The following is an 18,731-nucleotide window of genomic DNA, read 5'->3' as shown; positions in this document are numbered from 1 at the left end:
TCGCCTTTTTTACCTTTGTTACTGACTTGTAAAGATTATTTACTTTCAGCAAGGCCGTCGAGATAACGTTCCGCATCCAGCGCGGCCATACAGCCTGTACCCGCCGACGTGATCGCCTGACGATAAATGTGATCCATCACATCACCGGCGGCAAAAACGCCCGGCACGCTGGTCTGAGTGGCATTGCCGTGAATGCCGGACTGCACTTTGATATAGCCGTTTTCCAGCGCCAGTTGGCCTTCAAAGATAGCGGTATTCGGGCTATGACCGATGGCAACGAACAGACCTGCTACCTCCAGCGACTCGATATTATCCGCATTCTGCGTATCGCGCAGGCGCAGACCGCTAACACCCATTTGATCGCCGGTCACCTCTTCAAGCGTCCGGTGTGTATGCAGCACGATATTGCCGCTTTCCACTTTATCCATCAGGCGTTTGATAAGGATTTTTTCCGCGCGGAAGGTGTCACGGCGGTGAATCAGATGCACTTCAGAGGCAATATTCGCCAGATACAGCGCTTCTTCTACTGCGGTATTTCCGCCGCCAATGACCGCGACTTTTTGGTTACGGTAGAAGAAACCGTCGCAGGTGGCGCAAGCGGAAACACCACGGCCTTTATAGGCTTCTTCTGAGGCCAGGCCTAAATAACGTGCCGATGCGCCGGTGGCAATAATCAGCGCGTCACAGGTGTATTCACCGCTGTCGCCCATCAGGCGGAATGGACGGTTTTGCAAATCCACGCTGTTGATGTGATCAAAAATGATTTCAGTATCAAATTTGGTGGCATGCTCGTGCATGCGCTCCATCAGCAGCGGCCCCGTCAGATCGTGCGGGTCGCCCGGCCAGTTTTCCACTTCTGTGGTGGTGGTGAGCTGGCCGCCTTTTTCCATACCGGTAATCAGAACCGGCTGCAGGTTTGCGCGCGCAGCATAGACCGCAGCGGTGTAACCGGCAGGGCCTGAACCAAGGATAAGCAGCTTACTGTGTTTGGCCGTACCCATGAGATCCTCATTGTTGTTTGGCATACATTGGGCTGGATTGTAGGGAATTTACCGGCGAAAAAACAGAGCGCAGCGATTTTGTTAACGATATGTGTAATAGAAAACACCAATGGCTGACGGCGAAATCGGTGCTTGAACATAACCATTTCTACTGAAAATAGGCCTGGTATAAGGTGATAAAATGAGGATTAGAGAACGCCCCTGATGAATATCTGGCATGTTGTACTAAAAAAAGATGTTTTGCTTTGACAATCCCCTGCGCATTTGCGAAAACATCAAAGGAAGAAAAAAACAGTGTTTCACGCGTGGCCTTAAAGCACGCATGTAAATACCAATTTTACCGGGCTAATGAAATCCAGCTATGGCGTGGACAGGCACCATACGTGATATCGATAGCTGCCACTGGCAACGGTCTTCTTAATACTGCCCCTGGGATTACGTCACGCTAACTCAACATTATGCGCTGCGTAACGACGGGCAAAGATCCTGAACAGTGAAGTGCACAGGGTCCAGACAGGAGTAGGGAAGGAATACAGAGAGACAATAATAATGGTAGATAGCAAGAAGCGCCCTGGCAAAGATCTCGACCGCATCGATCGTAATATTCTAAACGAATTGCAAAAAGATGGGCGTATTTCCAACGTCGAGCTTTCTAAACGAGTGGGTCTTTCCCCAACGCCATGCCTTGAGCGTGTGCGCAGACTGGAAAGACAAGGGTTTATTCAGGGCTATACGGCGCTGTTAAATCCGCATTATCTGGATGCATCACTATTAGTATTTGTTGAGATCACTCTCAATCGTGGCGCGCCGGACGTGTTTGAGCAATTTAACTCGGCAGTGCAAAAACTTGAAGAAATTCAAGAGTGTCATCTTGTTTCAGGCGATTTTGACTACCTGTTAAAGACGCGCGTGCCTGATATGTCGGCTTATCGCAAACTGTTAGGGGAAACCTTATTGCGTTTGCCGGGCGTTAACGACACCCGCACCTATGTAGTTATGGAAGAAGTCAAACAGAGCAATCGTCTGGTTATTAAGACGCGCTAATACGGAACAGGTGCAAAATCACTATTTTTTGATTACACTCCTGTTAATCCATACAGCAACAGTGCCGGGGAGACCCGGCGCTGTTGTCCGTTTTAGCATTAAGGACCTGGAGAGCCTGTCTTGAGCCAGGAATATACCGAAGACAAAGAAGTCACACTGAACACATTAAGCAGCGGGCGCCGACTCCTGGAGGCGTTGCTGATCCTTGTTTCACTTTCAGCCGTTTGGCTAATGGCCGCGCTGTTAAGCTTCAATCCATCCGATCCCAGCTGGTCACAAACGGCCTGGCATGAGCCGATTCACAATCTCGGCGGCGTGCCCGGTGCGTGGCTTGCCGATACGCTGTTCTTCATTTTTGGCGTCATGGCCTACACCATCCCGGTGATCATCATCGGTGGCTGCTGGTTTGCTTACCGCCATCGAGCCAGCGAAGACTATATCGATTACTTTGCCGTATCGCTGCGCATGATTGGCGCGCTGGCGCTGATCCTCACCTCCTGCGGGCTGGCGGCGATCAATGCCGATGATATTTGGTACTTCGCCTCCGGCGGCGTTATTGGCAGTCTGCTAAGCACCACATTACAACCTTTGCTGCGCAGCAGCGGCGGCACGCTGGCATTGCTCTGCATCTGGGCCGCCGGTTTGACCCTTTTCACGGGTTGGTCATGGGTGACCATCGCCGAGAAAATCGGCAGCGTTATCCTCAATATTCTCACCTTCGCCAGTAACCGTACCCGTCGTGATGACACCTGGGTCGATGAAGACGAGTATGAAGAGGATGATGACCATGAACTCGGCGTTAGCGAGGCTCCGCATGAATCCCGTCGTGCCCGAATCCTGCGCGGCGCGCTGGCGCGGCGCAAACGCATTGCCGAAAAATTCGTTAATCCGATGGGACGTAAAACCGACGAAGCGCTGTTCTCCGGTAAACGGATGGACGATGATGAAGAAGAGATTACTTACAGCGCGCGCGGCGTGCCCGCGGACGCTGATGACGTGTTGTTCTCCGGCCATCGCGCGACCGAAGCTGAACAAGAATACGATCCGCTGTTCAATGGTCCCAGCGTAACGGCCCCTGTTGCTGTCGCTGCCGCCGCGACGACTGCCGCAGCGCAAACCTATGCCGCACCGGTTGAACCTGTCGTTCAGGCAGCGCCGGATGCAGAATGGGCGTATACGCAGCAACCCGCGCCGCAACAAGCTGCCCCTTATACGCCAGCGCAGCCTGCGACTTATCAGCCTGAACAATATCCTCAGGAAGCGGCATATCAGTCTGCGTCTCATGGCGAACCGCAGTGGCAACAGCCTGCGGCCCAGGAGGGCTGGACGCCGCATGCGCCTGTGACACCACAGCCGCACCAACAGGATGTTTATACCCAGCCGGAACACGATTTGCCATGGCAAAGCGAAACTCAGCCGCAGATTTCTCCCGCACCGGAACTACGCGCTGAGCCTGCGGCGGAACCTGTTGTTGAGGAGCCCAAACAGACTCGCCCGCCGCTTTACTACTTCGAAGAAGTGGAAGAGAAGCGTGCGCGCGAACGTGAGCAGCTTGCCGCGTGGTATCAACCCATTCCTGAACCTGCACAAGAAGAGCCCGTTGCCAAACCGATGGTTAATGCGACGCCTTCGATGCCTGCTGTTGAAACGACCATTGCGCCCGTTGCCGCTGGCGTGCAACAGGCTGCGGGTCAGGCCGCTGCAGCCGCTGCGGCGGCAGCGCCGGTATTTAGTCTTGCTGCCGGTGGTGCACCGCGTCCGCAGGTAAAAGAGGGGATTGGTCCACAGCTGCCGCGCCCGAATCGGGTTCGCGTTCCGACGCGTCGTGAACTGGCGTCCTACGGCATCAAATTGCCTTCCCAACGGATGGCCGAAGAGCGCGCCCGTGGAGATGAACCTCGTCAGGACGGGGATCATTTTACCGATGAAGATGCCGATATCCTTCAGCAGGATGAACTGGCGCGCCAGTTCGCCGCCACGCAGCAGGATCGCTATGGCGATGGCTTCCAGCATGAAACGCCGCAGTTCGAGGCGCAGCATGCCGTACAAAGCGAGGAAGACGCTGAGCAAGAGCAGCTGGCGCGTCAATTCGCGGCTTCGCAGCAGCAGCGATATGCGGGCGAGCAGCCTGCCGGGGCGCAGGCATTTACCCCTGAAGGTCATGACTTTTCGCCGATGAAGACGCGGGTGGATAACGGCCCGAGCGAGCCGCTGTTTACGCCGCACTCTCGCCAGCAGCCTCAACAGCAGTACCAGCAACCTGTTGCCCAGCCGCATCAGTACCAACAGCCGGTACAGCAGCCCGTTGCGCAGCCGCATCAGTACCAACAGCCGGTACAGCAGCCCGTAGCGCAGCCGCAGCAGTTTCAGCAGCCGGTACAGCAACCTGTTGCCCAGCCGCAGCAGTATCAGCAGCCGGTACAACAGCCCGTAGCCCAGCCGCAGCAGTACCAACAGCCGGTACAGCAGCCCGTAGCGCAGCCGCAGCAGTATCAGCAGCCGGTACAACAGCCCGTAGCCCAGCCGCAGCAATATCAGCAGCCTGTTACACAACAGCCTGCGCCGCAGCAAGAGAGCCTTATCCATCCGCTGTTAATGCGTAATGGCGATAGTCGCCCGATGCAGAAACCGACGACGCCGCTTCCGTCACTGGATCTGCTGACGCAGCCGCCCGCCGAGATTGAGCCGGTAGACACCTTTGCGCTGGAACAAATGGCGCGTCTGGTAGAAGCGCGACTGGCGGATTTCCGCATCAAAGCCGATGTAGTGAACTATTCACCGGGTCCGGTTATTACCCGCTTTGAGTTAAATCTCGCGCCGGGCGTTAAAGCTGCACGTATATCTAACCTCTCTCGCGATCTGGCGCGCTCGCTGTCGACCGTTGCTGTTCGTGTGGTAGAAGTTATTCCGGGTAAACCCTACGTTGGCCTCGAACTGCCGAATAAGAAGCGGCAAACCGTTTACCTGCGTGAAGTGCTGGACTGCGTGAAATTCCGCGAAAGCCCATCACCGCTAACGATCGTGCTGGGTAAAGATATCGCCGGCGATCCGGTGATAGCCGATTTGGCGAAGATGCCGCATCTGTTAGTCGCGGGTACGACCGGTTCCGGTAAATCCGTGGGCGTCAACGCGATGATCCTCAGCATGCTGTATAAAGCGACGCCGGAAGAGGTGCGCTTTATCATGATCGACCCGAAAATGCTTGAGCTCTCCGTATATGAAGGGATCCCGCATCTGCTCACGGAAGTCGTCACCGACATGAAAGATGCCGCCAACGCCTTGCGCTGGAGCGTCAATGAGATGGAGCGTCGTTACAAGCTGATGTCCGCGCTCGGCGTACGTAACCTCGCCGGTTACAACGAGAAGATCGCCGAAGCGGCACGGATGGGGCGTCCGATCCCGGATCCTTACTGGAAACCGGGCGACAGCATGGATGTTGAGCATCCGGTACTGGAAAAACTGCCGTACATCGTGGTGCTGGTCGATGAGTTCGCCGATCTGATGATGACCGTTGGTAAGAAAGTGGAAGAGCTGATTGCGCGACTGGCGCAAAAAGCCCGTGCCGCCGGTATTCACCTGGTGCTGGCGACGCAGCGCCCTTCCGTGGATGTCATTACCGGCCTGATTAAGGCTAACATCCCGACACGTATCGCCTTTACCGTTTCGAGCAAAATTGACTCACGTACCATTCTCGATCAGGGCGGTGCCGAATCGCTGCTCGGGATGGGGGATATGCTCTATTCCGGTCCGAACTCGACGTCAGCGCCGGTACGTGTGCATGGCGCTTTTGTTCGCGACCAGGAAGTCCATGCCGTCGTGCAGGACTGGAAAGCGCGCGGTCGTCCGCAGTACGTTGATGGCATCACCTCAGACAGTGAAAGCGAAGGTGGGGCTGGCGCAGGGTTTGAAGGGGGCGAAGAGCTGGATCCGTTATTCGATCAGGCTGTCAATTTTGTTACCGAAAAACGTAAAGCGTCTATCTCCGGCGTACAGCGCCAGTTCCGCATTGGTTATAACCGTGCGGCGCGTATTATCGAACAGATGGAAGCGCAGGGGATTGTGAGTGAGCAGGGCCATAACGGCAACCGCGAAGTGCTGGCGCCACCGCCGTTCGATTAATATCCTTCCGGCGTAAACGCATACTGCTGCCTCCGTTTCGAATGCTATCGAAACCGGAGGCAGTTTATTTTCTGACGCTTATCTTTTGTCGATTAAATAATCAACAATAAGGATTTTGCCTGGCCACGCGCCTAAAACGTTGAGCCTGTTTTTAAAACTAATACAGGGCCGTTGTGGCCGTTTAAAGCGCATTTATTGCGAATATTTAGTGCATTCAAGTCCGGGGAATAGTCACAAGAGAATAAACAGCTTATAAAGCCAGGCGGAGTGATCGGTGCCAATGATTTATTGCCTTTTAACGCTCTCTTACTGGCTCCTTTTCAGTTTTTTTACCAGGCAATCGCGCAACTGAATTGTTATAGTAGTCGCGGTTATCCATTGAGTCTGTTGACTGGCAGCTTGAAAAAATTTTAAGGAATCAAGATGAAAAAAATTGCCATCGCCTGTGCCTTACTTGCCAGCTTTGCCGCCAGCCAGGCGTGGGCTGATGCTTCTGGCGATCTGAAAAGTCGTCTCGATAAAGTCAGCAGCTTCCACGCCACCTTTAGCCAAAAAGTGACCGACGGTAGCGGCGCTGCGGTTCAGGAAGGTCAGGGCGATTTGTGGGTCAAACGACCGAATCTGTTTAACTGGCATATGACCCAGCCGGACGAAAGCGTGCTGGTCTCTGACGGGAAAACCTTGTGGTTCTATAACCCGTTTGTTGAGCAGGCCACGGCAACCTGGCTGAAAGACGCCACCGGCAATACGCCGTTTATGTTGATTGCCCGTAACCAGGCCAGCGACTGGCAGCAGTATAATATTGAGCAGAAGGGCGACGATTTTGTCCTGACACCAAAGGGCAATAACGGCAACCTGAAACAGTTCACTATCAATGTTGGCCGCGATGGCACTATCCATCAATTCAGCGCCATTGAGCAGGACGATCAGCGCAGCAGTTATCAGCTGAAATCCCAGCAAAACGGCACCGTTGATGCCTCGAAATTCACTTTTACCCCGCCGAAGGGCGTAACGGTTGACGACCAGCGTAAGTAAGAGGCGCGCATGAGTAACATGTCGCTCGACTTTTCCGATAATGCGTTTCAACCCCTGGCCGCGCGTATGCGGCCAGAAAATTTAGCGCAGTACATCGGCCAGCAGCATCTCCTGGCACCGGGCAAGCCGCTTCCGCGCGCCATTGAAGCCGGGCATCTCCATTCGATGATCCTCTGGGGACCGCCCGGCACCGGAAAAACAACGCTGGCGGAAGTGATTGCCCGCTACGCCAGTGCCGATGTAGAACGTATCTCCGCGGTCACCTCCGGCGTAAAAGAGATCCGTGAAGCTATCGAACGCGCGCGGCAGAACCGTAATGCCGGGCGACGCACCATTCTGTTTGTCGACGAAGTTCATCGCTTTAACAAAAGCCAGCAGGATGCCTTTCTGCCGCATATTGAAGATGGCACGATAACTTTTATCGGTGCGACGACGGAAAATCCCTCTTTCGAACTCAATTCAGCACTGCTGTCTCGTGCCCGCGTTTATCTGCTTAAGTCCCTTACGACTGATGATATTGAGCGGGTGTTAACGCAGGCCATGGAAGACAAAGGGCGCGGCTACGGCGGGCAGGATATTGTTCTGCCCGATGATACCCGCAAAGCGATTGCCGAACTGGTGGGCGGCGATGCGCGCCGGGCGCTCAATACGCTGGAAATGATGGCCGATATGGCGGAGCTTGATAGCGCCGGTAAACGGGTGTTGAAGCCGGAGCTGCTCACGGAAATTGCCGGGGAACGTAGCGCCCGCTTCGATAACAAAGGCGATCGTTTTTATGATTTGATCTCGGCGCTGCATAAATCCGTTCGCGGTAGCGCGCCGGATGCGGCTCTCTACTGGTATGCACGTATTATCAGCGCCGGTGGCGATCCTTTATACGTTGCGCGCCGCTGCCTGGCGATTGCCTCGGAAGATGTGGGTAACGCCGATCCGCGCGCGATGCAGGTCGCTATTGCCGCCTGGGACTGTTTTACCCGCGTAGGGCCTGCGGAAGGTGAGCGCGCCATTGCGCAGGCGATTGTCTACCTTGCCTGCGCGCCGAAAAGTAATGCGGTGTATACCGCCTTTAAAGCGGCGCTGGCCGATGCGCGCGATCGCCCGGATTATGATGTCCCGGCGCATTTACGTAATGCACCAACCAAACTGATGAAAGAGATGGGTTACGGCCAGGAGTATCGTTACGCCCATGACGAACCCAATGCCTATGCCGCCGGTGAGGACTATTTCCCGCAAGAAATGGCCCAAACGCGCTACTATCGTCCCTCTACCCGGGGCCTTGAAGGTAAGATTGGCGAAAAGCTCGCCTGGCTTACCGAACAGGATCATAAAAGCCCTATAAAACGCTATCGCTAGTGCGGACGTTGCGGTAAGGTTACTGCTTACACCATCGACCGCAGGCTGCGGTCGTACTCTTTTATTTCAATTCGATAAGCACAGGAAAAGCATGCTCGATCCCAATCTGCTGCGTACCGAGCCAGACGCAGTCGCTGAAAAACTGGCACGCCGAGGCTTTAAGCTGGATGTAGATAAATTACGCGCCCTTGAAGAGCGCCGTAAAGTCTTGCAGGTGAATACTGAAAACCTGCAGGCGGAACGCAACTCGCGATCGAAATCCATTGGCCAGGCGAAAGCACGCGGGGAAGATATCGAGCCTTTACGCCTGGAAGTGAACAAGCTGGGTGAAGAGCTGGACGCGGCAAAAGCAGAGCTTGAAACCCTGCTGGCGGAAATTCGCGATATCGCGCTGACTATTCCTAACCTGCCGGACGAGAGCGTACCGGTTGGCCGTGATGAACACGACAACGTTGAAGTCAGCCGTTGGGGCACGCCGCGTAAATTCGATTTTGAGATTCGCGATCACGTCACGCTGGGCGAAATGCAAAACGGGCTGGATTTTGCCGCTGCGGTAAAACTGACCGGCTCCCGTTTTGTGGTAATGAAAGGGCAGATTGCCCGTATGCACCGTGCGCTGGCGCAGTTCATGTTAGACCTGCACACCGAACAGCATGGTTATGCGGAAAACTACGTTCCTTACCTGGTCAACCAGGACACGCTGTACGGAACGGGTCAGTTGCCGAAATTCGCCGGCGATCTGTTCCATACGCGCCCGCTGGAAGAAGAGGCGGACAGCAGCAACTACGCGTTAATCCCGACGGCGGAAGTTCCGCTGACTAACCTGGTACGCGACGAGATTATCGACGAAGAGAATCTGCCGATCAAAATGACCGCCCATACGCCGTGCTTCCGTTCCGAAGCCGGTTCCTATGGTCGTGATACCCGTGGTCTTATCCGTATGCACCAGTTCGATAAAGTCGAAATGGTGCAGATTGTCCGCCCGGAAGATTCTATGGCGGCGCTGGAAGAGATGACCGGCCACGCAGAGAAAGTCTTGCAGCTGCTGGGCTTGCCTTACCGCAAAGTTCTGCTGTGTACCGGCGATATGGGCTTCGGTGCCTGCAAAACCTACGATCTGGAAGTGTGGGTGCCGGCGCAGGATACCTACCGTGAAATCTCCTCCTGCTCTAACGTCTGGGATTTCCAGGCGCGCCGTATGCAGGCGCGTTGCCGCAGCAAGTCCGATAAGAAAACCCGTCTGGTTCATACCCTGAACGGTTCCGGGCTGGCGGTCGGTCGTACGCTGGTGGCGGTAATGGAAAACTATCAGCAGGCTGACGGACGCATCGAAGTGCCGGAAGTGCTGCGCCCGTATATGAACGGTCTTGAATTTATCGGTTAATCTCCACGCCGACATCACTTCTAAAAGCGCCTGCGGGCGCTTTTTTATTTCCCTGGTATTCTCCTGCGTTTTATATCAAAAATGATCATGAATTTTTTCAACTGACAATTCTGCTTGTGGCGGGAAATATTCTTTGCTTTTCAATAGAGTGATTATTCTTTTTTTCTTTTTGCCCCTGCGCTGGATAAGTTTTACAAATCGTCGCGTTGCAAAACGTGTCAGCCCCTAACTGCGCGGATTGACAATGTTTTTGCCGGTGGCATGATGCGCACGCAAACTGAACTTCCTCACGGTTTTAATCCATGTCCACCTATACCCGGCCAGTGCTGTTATTGCTCTGCGGCCTCATGTTGTTGACGCTGGCGATCGCGACGCTGAACACGCTCGTGCCGCTCTGGCTGACCCACGAAAACTTACCAACCTGGCAGGTGGGTATGGTGGGTTCCTCCTATTTTACCGGTAATTTGCTGGGCACTTTACTGACCGGGCGTTTAATTCGCCGTCTGGGCTTTAACCACAGTTATTACATTGCCTCGCTGATATTTGCCGCCGGTTGTGTTGGCCTTGGGCTGACGATTGGCTTCTGGAGTTGGATGATCTGGCGCTTTATCGCTGGCGTAGGCTGCGCGATGATCTGGGTGGTAGTGGAAAGTGCTTTGATGTGCAGCGGCACCTCGCGTAACCGTGGGCGGCTGTTAGCGGCCTATATGATGGTTTACTACGTGGGCACAGTGCTGGGTCAGGTGATGGTCAGTAAATTGCCGACGGATCTGATGAGCGTACTGCCGTGGGCGACGGCGCTGGTGCTGGCGGCAATTCTGCCGCTGCTGTTTACCCGCATCGTTAACCAGCACAGTGAAGAGGTGGCAACCACGTCGATATGGCCGATGCTGCGTCTGCGTCAGGCGCGACTCGGTGTGAACGGCTGCATTATCTCCGGCATTATTCTGGGTTCGCTGTATGGCCTGATGCCGCTCTATCTTTCGCATCAGGGGATCAGCGATTCGGGAATTGGCTTCTGGATGGCGCTGATGGTCAGTGCGGGCATTGTTGGCCAGTGGCCGATTGGCCGTTTGGCTGACCGATTTGGCCGGCTGTTAGTCCTGCGAGTGCAGGTGTTTGTGGTGATCGTCGGCTGTTTTGCAATGTTGAGCAACGCGGCGATGGCGCCCGCGTTGTTTGTGCTCGGAACCGCAGGCTTTACCCTCTATCCGGTCGCGATGGCCTGGGCCTGTGAGAAAGTGGAGCATCATCAGCTGGTGGCGATGAATCAGGCGCTGCTGCTCAGTTATACCATCGGCAGCCTGTTAGGTCCGACGTTGACCGCTATGCTGATGCAAAGCTACTCAGACAGCCTGCTGTTTATCATGATTGCCGGGGTGTCGTTTATCTATCTGGTAATGCTGATGCGTAAAGCGGGCAAGCATCCGACGCCGGTGGCACATGCCTGAATGATCGTTCCAGGTACGCCATAAAACAAAGCCATAACCTTGCGTTGTGGCTTTGCTGCTTCTGCGGCGTTAGTACATCACTTTGTGACCGTACTGTTCGAGAATGCCTTTCACGCGCTCCATCGTTTCTTTCTTCGGCGGGTGAATGCCGTCCAGCTTATACTCTTCACCCATCGCCACCCATTTATGTTTACCCAGCTCATGATAGGGCAGCAGTTCGATCTTCTCGACGTTACCCATATCGCGGGTAAACTCGCCAAGACGATGCGCAGAGTCATCATCGTCGGACCAGCCAGGTACAACAACATAGCGGATCCACACGTTAATATTTTTCTTCGCTAAATATTGCGCGAACTCCAGGGTGCGATGGTTGGAAACACCCACCAGATTCTGATGGATTTCATCATTCATCTGCTTCAGATCGAGCATCACCAGATCGGTCACATCCAACAGTTCATCAATCACCGGATCGTAACGGCGAACAAAGCCGTTGGTGTCGAGGCAGGTGTGGATGCTCTCTTTTTTGCAGGCGCGGAACCAGTCACGGACGAATTCCGCCTGCAGAATAGCCTCCCCGCCGGAAGCCGTAACGCCGCCGCCGGAAGCATTCATAAAGTGGCGATAGGTCACCACCTCTTTCATAAGCTCTTCCACGGTAATCTCTTTACCGCCGTGCGTATCCCATGTATCGCGGTTGTGGCAATACAGGCAGCGCATCAGGCAGCCCTGGAAGAAGGTGATAAAACGGATGCCCGGGCCGTCGACCGTGCCGCAGGATTCAAAGGAGTGGATGCGACCAATAACTGACATTGCGGTGTTTTCTCCAGATGTGGCCCATCCGGGGCCTGTGGCTGCGCAGTTTCATTCCTTCTGCGCTAAGTCTGTTTTGGCAGACATCCAGCAAGTATAGATGGCTGACAAAGCACACTTCAGGTATTAAAAAGGCCCCACTGACGTGGAGCCTTTATTATACGCTTTTTACTTCGCGATTTCAGTCAATACCCTTCGTCTTAAAAGCTGCATCTTTCGTGGCTTCGTTCTGTTGCCGCCTGGATGCAACCCGGCAGGCGAATTACATGGTCTGAGTGAAAGTACGGGTGATAACGTCCTGCTGCTGTTCTTTCGTCAGGGAGTTAAAACGTACTGCGTAGCCGGAAACACGAATGGTCAGCTGCGGATATTTTTCCGGGTTGTCCATCGCGTCGAGCAGCATTTCGCGGTTCATCACGTTCACGTTCAGGTGCTGACCACCTTCGATGGACGCTTCGTGATGGAAGTAACCGTCCATCAGACCTGCGAGGTTAGTTTTACGCACTTCGTCGTCTTTACCCAGCGCGTTCGGAACGATAGAGAAGGTGTAAGAGATACCATCTTTAGCGTAGGCAAACGGCAGTTTAGCAACGGAAGTCAGAGAGGCAACCGCACCTTTCTGGTCACGACCGTGCATCGGGTTAGCACCCGGTCCGAACGGTGCGCCAGCGCGACGGCCATCCGGGGTATTACCGGTTTTCTTACCATATACAACGTTAGAAGTAATGGTCAGAACAGACTGCGTCGGGATAGCGTTGCGGTAGGTGGTCAGTTTCTGAATTTTCTTCATGAAACGTTCTACCAGGTCAACCGCCATGTCATCTACACGCGCGTCGTTGTTACCAAACTGCGGGTATTCGCCTTCGATTTCGAAGTCGATTGCCAGACCGTCTTCGTCACGAATCGGTTTAACTTTCGCATATTTGATAGCAGACAGGGAGTCAGCCGCAACGGACAGACCTGCGATACCGCAAGCCATAGTACGGATAACGTCACGATCGTGCAGCGCCATCAGTGAAGCTTCGTAGCTGTACTTGTCATGCATGTAGTGGATAACGTTCAGCGCGGTGACATACTGTTTAGCCAGCCAGTCCATGAAGTGATCCATACGATCCATCACTTCGTCGAACTTCAGCACGTCGCCTTTGATAGGTTCAGATTTCGGACCTACCTGGATTTTCAGTTTTTCATCAACGCCGCCGTTGATGGCATACAGCATGGTTTTCGCCAGGTTAGCGCGAGCACCGAAGAACTGCATTTGTTTACCCACAACCATCGGGCTTACGCAGCAAGCAATTGCGTAGTCGTCGTTGTTAAAGTCAGGGCGCATCAGATCATCGTTCTCATACTGCAGAGAAGAGGTATCGATGGAAACTTTAGCAGCGTATTTTTTGAAGTTCAGCGGCAGTTTTTCAGACCACAGAACGGTGATGTTCGGCTCCGGAGACGGCCCCATGGTGTACAGGGTGTTCAGGAAACGGAAGCTGTTTTTGGTTACCAGAGTACGGCCGTCAACGCCCATACCGCCGATAGATTCCGTTGCCCAAATCGGGTCACCGGAGAACAGTTCATCATACTCAGGGGTACGCAGGAAGCGAACCATACGCAGTTTCATGACCAGGTGGTCAATCATTTCCTGAGCGTCTTGTTCAGTGATTTTGCCCGCTTTCAGGTCACGTTCGATGTAGGCATCCAGGAAAGTGGACACGCGACCGAAGGACATTGCAGCGCCGTTCTGAGATTTAACCGCAGCCAGGTAACCGAAGTAGGTCCACTGGATAGCTTCCTGCGCGTTAGATGCCGGAGCGGAGATATCGCAGCCATATTTAGCCGCCATCTCTTTGATCTGGCCCAGCGCACGATGCTGTTCAGCAATCTCTTCACGCAGACGGATAGTCGCTTCCAGATTAACGCCGTTTTCCAGGTCGGACTGCAGAGACTGGAACTGAGCGTATTTGTCTTTCATCAGGAAGTCGATACCGTACAGCGCAACGCGACGGTAGTCACCGATAATACGACCACGGCCGTACGCATCCGGCAGACCGGTCAGAACGCCGGATTTACGGCAGTTCAGAATGTCTTTGGTGTAAACATCGAAGACGCCCTGGTTGTGGGTCTTACGGTAGTCGGTGAAGATTTTTTTCAGGGCCGGGTCCAGCTCGCGATTGTACGCTTTGCAGGAGCTCTCAACCATTTTAATGCCGCCGAACGGGATGATGGCGCGTTTCAGCGGAGCTTCAGTTTGCAGACCAACAATTTTCTCCAGCGCTTTGTTGATGTAGCCAGCGTCGTGAGAAGTGATGGTGGAAGCAACAGAGGTGTCAAAATCAACCGGCGCGTGAGTGCGGTTTTCCAGTTTAACGCCTTCCATGACTTTGTCCCACAGCTTGGTGGTCGCGTCAGTTGCGCCAGCCAGGAAGGACTCGTCGCCTTCGTACGGGGTGTAGTTTTTCTGGATAAAGTCACGTACGTTGACTTCTTTCTGCCAGTCGCCTTTGGCAAAACCTTCCCAGGCTGTGGCTAATTTTTCATTAAGCTCGGACATGTAACACCTACCTTCTTAAGTGGATTTTTTATTTACTGCCTGAAACAATCGTTAGTGATGATCGTTGCCACGCAGGTAAATGACCCAGTATGTCAACCCGACTAATAATCCTCCACCAATGATATTGCCGATTGTTACCGGAATCAGATTATCGGTGATGAAATTCATAATGGTCAGGTGAGAAAAATTTTCCGGGCTGGAACCAACAGCGGTCCAGAACTCCGGGCTTGCAAAGTTGCGAATCACGATACCCATCGGGATCATAAACATGTTCGCAATACTGTGCTCAAAACCGCTGGCGACAAACATCGCTACCGGTAAAACCATAATCATGGCTTTATCCATCAGGCTGCGTCCGGAGTAGCTCATCCATACGGCCATACAGACCATCAGGTTAGCCAGGATGCCCAGCGCAACGGCTTCAATAAAGGTGTGATGCACTTTATGGTCAGCGGTTTGAAGCACGTTTAAGCCCCAGCCACCGTTGGCGACCATATACTCGCCAGATAACCACATCAACAGGACAAACAGCAGCGCGCCCACCAGGTTACCGACATAGACGTTAAGCCAGTTGCGGCCCAGTTGGCCCCAGGTGATACGCCCGCTGGCTTTCGCCACAACAATCAGTACGGTGGAAGTAAACAGATCGGCACCGCAGATGATGCAAAGGATCAACCCCAGGGAGAAACAGACACCACCAATAAGTTTAGCAATACCGTAGGGCATTGCTCCGCTTCCGGTAGTGGCAGTGATATAGAACACGAAAGCAATGGAGATAAATACACCTGCGGTAATCGCAAGGTAGAAGGTCTTAAGCGGATGTTTAGTCGCTTTATAGACGCCAGCTTCTTCGGCAACTTTGGCCATCTCAGCTGGAAGAATAAGATCAAAAGGGTTGTCAGCTTTCACACTAACTCTCTCTTTATTAAGTCGGCGACGAGATACTAACAAAGCATTATAGAAGAGAATTTGATATGGATCATATCTCGCCTGGCTTATAGGACCGCAAAGTGCGTGGTTTCTCAACGACTGCGGAGTAACTTGTTGATTATCAATATAAAAATAAAGTTTAAGAATTACAAAAAGAGTTGAATATTTTTATGCGGTCTCCCGACAAACAGTTAATTAAAATGGAGTAATTGCCATAAGAAGTAACATTATTCGTTTGAACAGATAATTATATTTACCCATATTTAACTTTAATATTACATATGGCGATCATTGCCGAAAAATAAATAAAAAGGGGCAATGAAATTGCCCCGTAATATAGCGTAGACCGCGCATTAAGCCTACATATTGTCGTACTATTTGTTGCTATTTCGCCCAGTACGCACGTTTAGCGCGTTGTAATTTTTCGTAAGCGGCTAACAACGACTGATGGGCCGGGAAGGCTTTCAGCGAACCGTCAGCCGGCTGCAGATCGTAGAACGGTGCTTCACCGCTTAACGCCGCGCTGGCGGCTTCCACAGCCTGCGCGCCATACATACGTACGAAGGCATTCAGATATTGCAGCGGCTGGCGATCCTCTTCTTGCGCCAGCAGCAACAGCGTTTGCAGGCAGCGGTAGTAGTTCGCACGCTCGGCGCTAAAGATCGAAGCGTTGAATTCCATGGTCCATTCGGTCCAGGCCAGCGCCTGATCCAGATCGCCGCCCGCCAGCGCCAGCATCGCTTTCAGCTCACCAATACGCAGCGTGTACCAGCCGTTATCTTTCCCCGTGGCCAGGCCCAACAGTTCACGTACGCGGGTGAAGTCATCATGGCCTTCATCGTCGAGCTGGGCGATAAGGTTGAGATAATCCTCTTTTTCCCATTCGCTGCCGGGTAACGAGAGGATCGTTTCACGCAAATGGCTGCCCATGGTGTTGTTCGCCAGCCACAGATCTTCTGCCGGATAGATATCGGACATGCCCGGCACCAGAATACGACAGGCATAAACGCTTAAATGCTCATAATCTGCGATATAGACTTCTTTATCTTCCGCTTTGAAGATAGCCATCAGCGTGGCGAACTCTTCTTCGGTGGTGCCTGCAAAGCTCCAGTCGACAAACGGATAATCCGCGTCCTGCTTAAACAGATCCCAGGAGATCAAACCGCTGGAGTCGATAAAGTGCGTTTCGAGGTTGGCATGCTCGGCCACTTCTTCATCATCAAAGGTCGGCGGCGTAAAGACATCGAGATCTTTTAGCCCACGGCCCTGCAGTAATTCGGTCACGGTACGCTCAAGGGCCACACCGAAATCGGGATGCGCGCCAAACGAAGCGAAGCAGGTGCCATTAGCCGGGTTAAACAGCACGACACAGATAACCGGGTATTTACCACCCAGCGAACCATCGTAAGCAAAAATCGGGAAACCTTCCGCTTCGAGAGTGGCAATCGCTTCGACGACGCCCGGATAGCGCGCCAGCACCTCCTGCGGGATTTCCGGCAGGCTGATGCTTTCGGCAATAATGCGGTTCTTGATATGACGTTCAAACACTTCGGACAGCCCCTGCACGCGGGCTTCATTGCGCGTGTTACCCGCGGACATGCCGTTCGAAACATACAGGTTGCCGACGATATTCATCGGGATATAGACAGTCTGCTCGTCGGACTGCCGGGTAAACGGCAGGGCGCAGATACCGCGCTCATCGTTACCGGATTGCAGATCGACCAGCATACCGGCCGTTAATTCGCCCTGCGGATCGTAATACGCACGCAGGCGCGCATCGAGAATACCTTCCGGCAGGGTGTCGTCTTCCGGCAGCGGGAACCATTTTTCATTCGGATAATGGACGAAAGGACCCTGGGCAATGTCATCGCCCAGCCAGAAGTCAGCGAAGAAGTAGTTAGTGGAGAGACGTTCAAAGTACTCGCCCAGTGCCGAGGCCAGTGCGGCTTTTTTGGTGGCGCCTTTGCCGTTGGTAAAGCACAGCGCGCACTCTTTGTCGCGGATGTGCACGGACCAGACGTTAGGCACCGGATTTAGCCAGGAAGCCTCTTCGATGTTAAAGCCGAGATCGGTGAGCTTTTGCTGAAAGCGAGCGATGGAATCTTCCAGCGCGGCATCTTTGCCGGGAATAAAGGTTTGAGTCATGACAGTCACTTTTATCGTACGTAAAGCGCGCAATAATACGGGTTTTACGTGTCTGACGCTATCTTCCCCATCGGCACGGCGAAAATAAAACTTCTGTCTATGCTTAGAAAAATAATGGACTGTTCAGGCATAAAAAATGAAAGCGTTTGATTTGCATCGTATGGCATTCGACAAGGTACCGGTTGAATTTCTGGGGGAAGTGGCATTACGCAGTCTCTATACCTTTGTATTGGTCTTTTTATTCCTTAAAATCACCGGACGGCGCGGCGTGCGCCAAATGTCACTTTTTGAAGTGCTCATCATCCTCACTCTGGGATCGGCGGCCGGGGATGTCGCCTTCTATGACGATGTACCGATGCTGCCGGTCTTCGTCGTTTTTGTCACCCTGGCGCTGCTCTATCGGTTTGTCATGTGGCTAATGTCGCATAGCGAAAGGCTGGAAGATCTGCTGGAAGGTAAATCGGTGGTCATTGTCGAAAACGGCGAACTGGCCTGGGACAAACTGCATGCTGAAAATATGACCGAATTCGAATTCTTTATGGAGCTACGAATTAGCGGCGTTGAGCATCTGGGGCAGATTCGACTGGCAATTATGGAAACCAATGGCCAGATAAGCGTTTACTACTTTACCGACGAGGAGGTGAAGCCCGGGCTGTGCATTCTGCCTGAAGGCTGTAGCGAACGTTTCACCAGGGTTCCTGAGGCGGGAGATTATGTCTGTGTGCGCTGCAGTAAAATTGTCGCCCTCGAGAAAGACCAGAAGCTAGCCTGTCCCCGTTGTTCAAATCCGGAATGGTCGAAGGCGAGCCGGGCGCTTCGCGTGACATAACAGCGTTTTTATCGGAGCGGCGCGTGGCTGACAAAACATTCTGCTATGTGAGTAAGCGCACATTTTGCTAGTCGCACCCATTACC

12 protein-coding genes are annotated in these 18,731 nt (G+C 53.3%); 7 read left to right on the top strand and 5 right to left on the bottom strand.

Features of this window, described 5'->3' with window-relative positions:
- Positions 1 to 35: 35 nt before the first annotated feature.
- Complete coding sequence (gene trxB, locus RW65_RS08900; protein ID WP_039056367.1) at positions 36 to 1,001, bottom strand: thioredoxin-disulfide reductase; 966 nt, start codon at positions 999 to 1,001, stop codon at positions 36 to 38.
- A 549-nt stretch (positions 1,002 to 1,550) separates the two neighbouring features.
- On the opposite strand from trxB, the gene lrp reads away from it, so the two are divergent.
- The 6 genes from lrp to RW65_RS08870 all read left to right on the top strand — a co-directional run bounded on the left by lrp (position 1,551) and on the right by RW65_RS08870 (position 11,387).
- The gene (lrp, locus tag RW65_RS08895) at positions 1,551 to 2,045 is read left to right on the top strand and encodes a leucine-responsive transcriptional regulator Lrp (RefSeq protein WP_002439523.1); all 495 of its coding nucleotides are present in this window, start codon (positions 1,551 to 1,553) and stop codon (positions 2,043 to 2,045) included.
- Between the two features lie 120 nt (positions 2,046 to 2,165).
- A complete protein-coding gene (gene ftsK, locus RW65_RS08890; RefSeq protein ID WP_039056366.1) occupies positions 2,166 to 6,164 on the top strand; it encodes a DNA translocase FtsK in 3,999 nt (1,332 codons plus the stop codon).
- Positions 6,165 to 6,587: 423 nt separating this feature from the next.
- Positions 6,588 to 7,199: an outer membrane lipoprotein periplasmic chaperone LolA gene (gene lolA, locus RW65_RS08885; RefSeq protein WP_039056365.1), complete on the top strand. Its 612-nt coding sequence runs from the start codon at positions 6,588 to 6,590 to the stop codon at positions 7,197 to 7,199.
- Positions 7,200 to 7,208: 9 nt separating this feature from the next.
- Positions 7,209 to 8,552, top strand: a complete 1,344-nt coding sequence (locus tag RW65_RS08880) for a replication-associated recombination protein A (protein ID WP_039056364.1) — start codon at positions 7,209 to 7,211, stop codon at positions 8,550 to 8,552.
- Between the two features lie 91 nt (positions 8,553 to 8,643).
- Positions 8,644 to 9,936 carry a serine--tRNA ligase gene (gene serS / locus RW65_RS08875; protein WP_039056363.1) on the top strand — a complete coding sequence of 431 codons (1,293 nt, stop codon included), beginning with the start codon at positions 8,644 to 8,646 and terminating at the stop codon, positions 9,934 to 9,936.
- 302 nt (positions 9,937 to 10,238) lie between these two features.
- Complete coding sequence (locus RW65_RS08870; RefSeq protein ID WP_039056362.1) at positions 10,239 to 11,387, top strand: MFS transporter; 1,149 nt, start codon at positions 10,239 to 10,241, stop codon at positions 11,385 to 11,387.
- A gap of 69 nt (positions 11,388 to 11,456) precedes the next feature.
- Here the strand turns inward: RW65_RS08870 and pflA are convergent, their stop codons facing one another.
- From pflA to ycaO, 4 genes are all read right to left on the bottom strand, one after another.
- Positions 11,457 to 12,197, bottom strand: a complete 741-nt coding sequence (pflA, locus tag RW65_RS08865; RefSeq protein ID WP_039056361.1) for a pyruvate formate lyase 1-activating protein — start codon at positions 12,195 to 12,197, stop codon at positions 11,457 to 11,459.
- A 262-nt stretch (positions 12,198 to 12,459) separates the two neighbouring features.
- Positions 12,460 to 14,742, bottom strand: coding sequence for a formate C-acetyltransferase (gene pflB / locus RW65_RS08860; protein ID WP_039056360.1), 2,283 nt, complete (start codon positions 14,740 to 14,742; stop codon positions 12,460 to 12,462).
- 51 nt (positions 14,743 to 14,793) lie between these two features.
- On the bottom strand, positions 14,794 to 15,651 hold the full coding sequence (focA, locus tag RW65_RS08855) for a formate transporter FocA (RefSeq protein WP_039056359.1): 858 nt from the start codon (positions 15,649 to 15,651) through the stop codon (positions 14,794 to 14,796).
- A 405-nt stretch (positions 15,652 to 16,056) separates the two neighbouring features.
- A complete protein-coding gene (gene ycaO, locus RW65_RS08850) occupies positions 16,057 to 17,817 on the bottom strand; it encodes a 30S ribosomal protein S12 methylthiotransferase accessory factor YcaO (RefSeq protein ID WP_039056358.1) in 1,761 nt (586 codons plus the stop codon).
- 136 nt (positions 17,818 to 17,953) lie between these two features.
- On the opposite strand from ycaO, the gene RW65_RS08845 reads away from it, so the two are divergent.
- Complete coding sequence (locus RW65_RS08845) at positions 17,954 to 18,646, top strand: DUF421 domain-containing protein (protein ID WP_039056357.1); 693 nt, start codon at positions 17,954 to 17,956, stop codon at positions 18,644 to 18,646.
- Positions 18,647 to 18,731: the final 85 nt, after the last annotated feature.

Source organism: Enterobacter sp. Bisph1 (genome assembly GCF_000814905.1).
GTDB lineage: Bacteria > Pseudomonadota > Gammaproteobacteria > Enterobacterales > Enterobacteriaceae > Kosakonia.
Note: the sequence above shows the minus strand (reverse complement) of the source record. Positions and strands in the feature narration are given on the sequence as shown.

What these genes read in the sequence shown, in the direction of transcription:
- trxB (WP_039056367.1), bottom strand. Translation starts at nt 1,001, where the DNA reads ATGGGTACGGCCAAACACAGTAAGCTGCTTATCCTTGGTTCAGGCCCT.
- lrp (WP_002439523.1), top strand. Translation starts at nt 1,551, where the DNA reads ATGGTAGATAGCAAGAAGCGCCCTGGCAAAGATCTCGACCGCATCGAT.
- lolA (WP_039056365.1), top strand. Translation starts at nt 6,588, where the DNA reads ATGAAAAAAATTGCCATCGCCTGTGCCTTACTTGCCAGCTTTGCCGCC.
- RW65_RS08880 (WP_039056364.1), top strand. Translation starts at nt 7,209, where the DNA reads ATGAGTAACATGTCGCTCGACTTTTCCGATAATGCGTTTCAACCCCTG.
- serS (WP_039056363.1), top strand. Translation starts at nt 8,644, where the DNA reads ATGCTCGATCCCAATCTGCTGCGTACCGAGCCAGACGCAGTCGCTGAA.
- RW65_RS08870 (WP_039056362.1), top strand. Translation starts at nt 10,239, where the DNA reads ATGTCCACCTATACCCGGCCAGTGCTGTTATTGCTCTGCGGCCTCATG.
- pflA (WP_039056361.1), bottom strand. Translation starts at nt 12,197, where the DNA reads ATGTCAGTTATTGGTCGCATCCACTCCTTTGAATCCTGCGGCACGGTC.
- pflB (WP_039056360.1), bottom strand. Translation starts at nt 14,742, where the DNA reads ATGTCCGAGCTTAATGAAAAATTAGCCACAGCCTGGGAAGGTTTTGCC.
- ycaO (WP_039056358.1), bottom strand. Translation starts at nt 17,817, where the DNA reads ATGACTCAAACCTTTATTCCCGGCAAAGATGCCGCGCTGGAAGATTCC.
- RW65_RS08845 (WP_039056357.1), top strand. Translation starts at nt 17,954, where the DNA reads ATGAAAGCGTTTGATTTGCATCGTATGGCATTCGACAAGGTACCGGTT.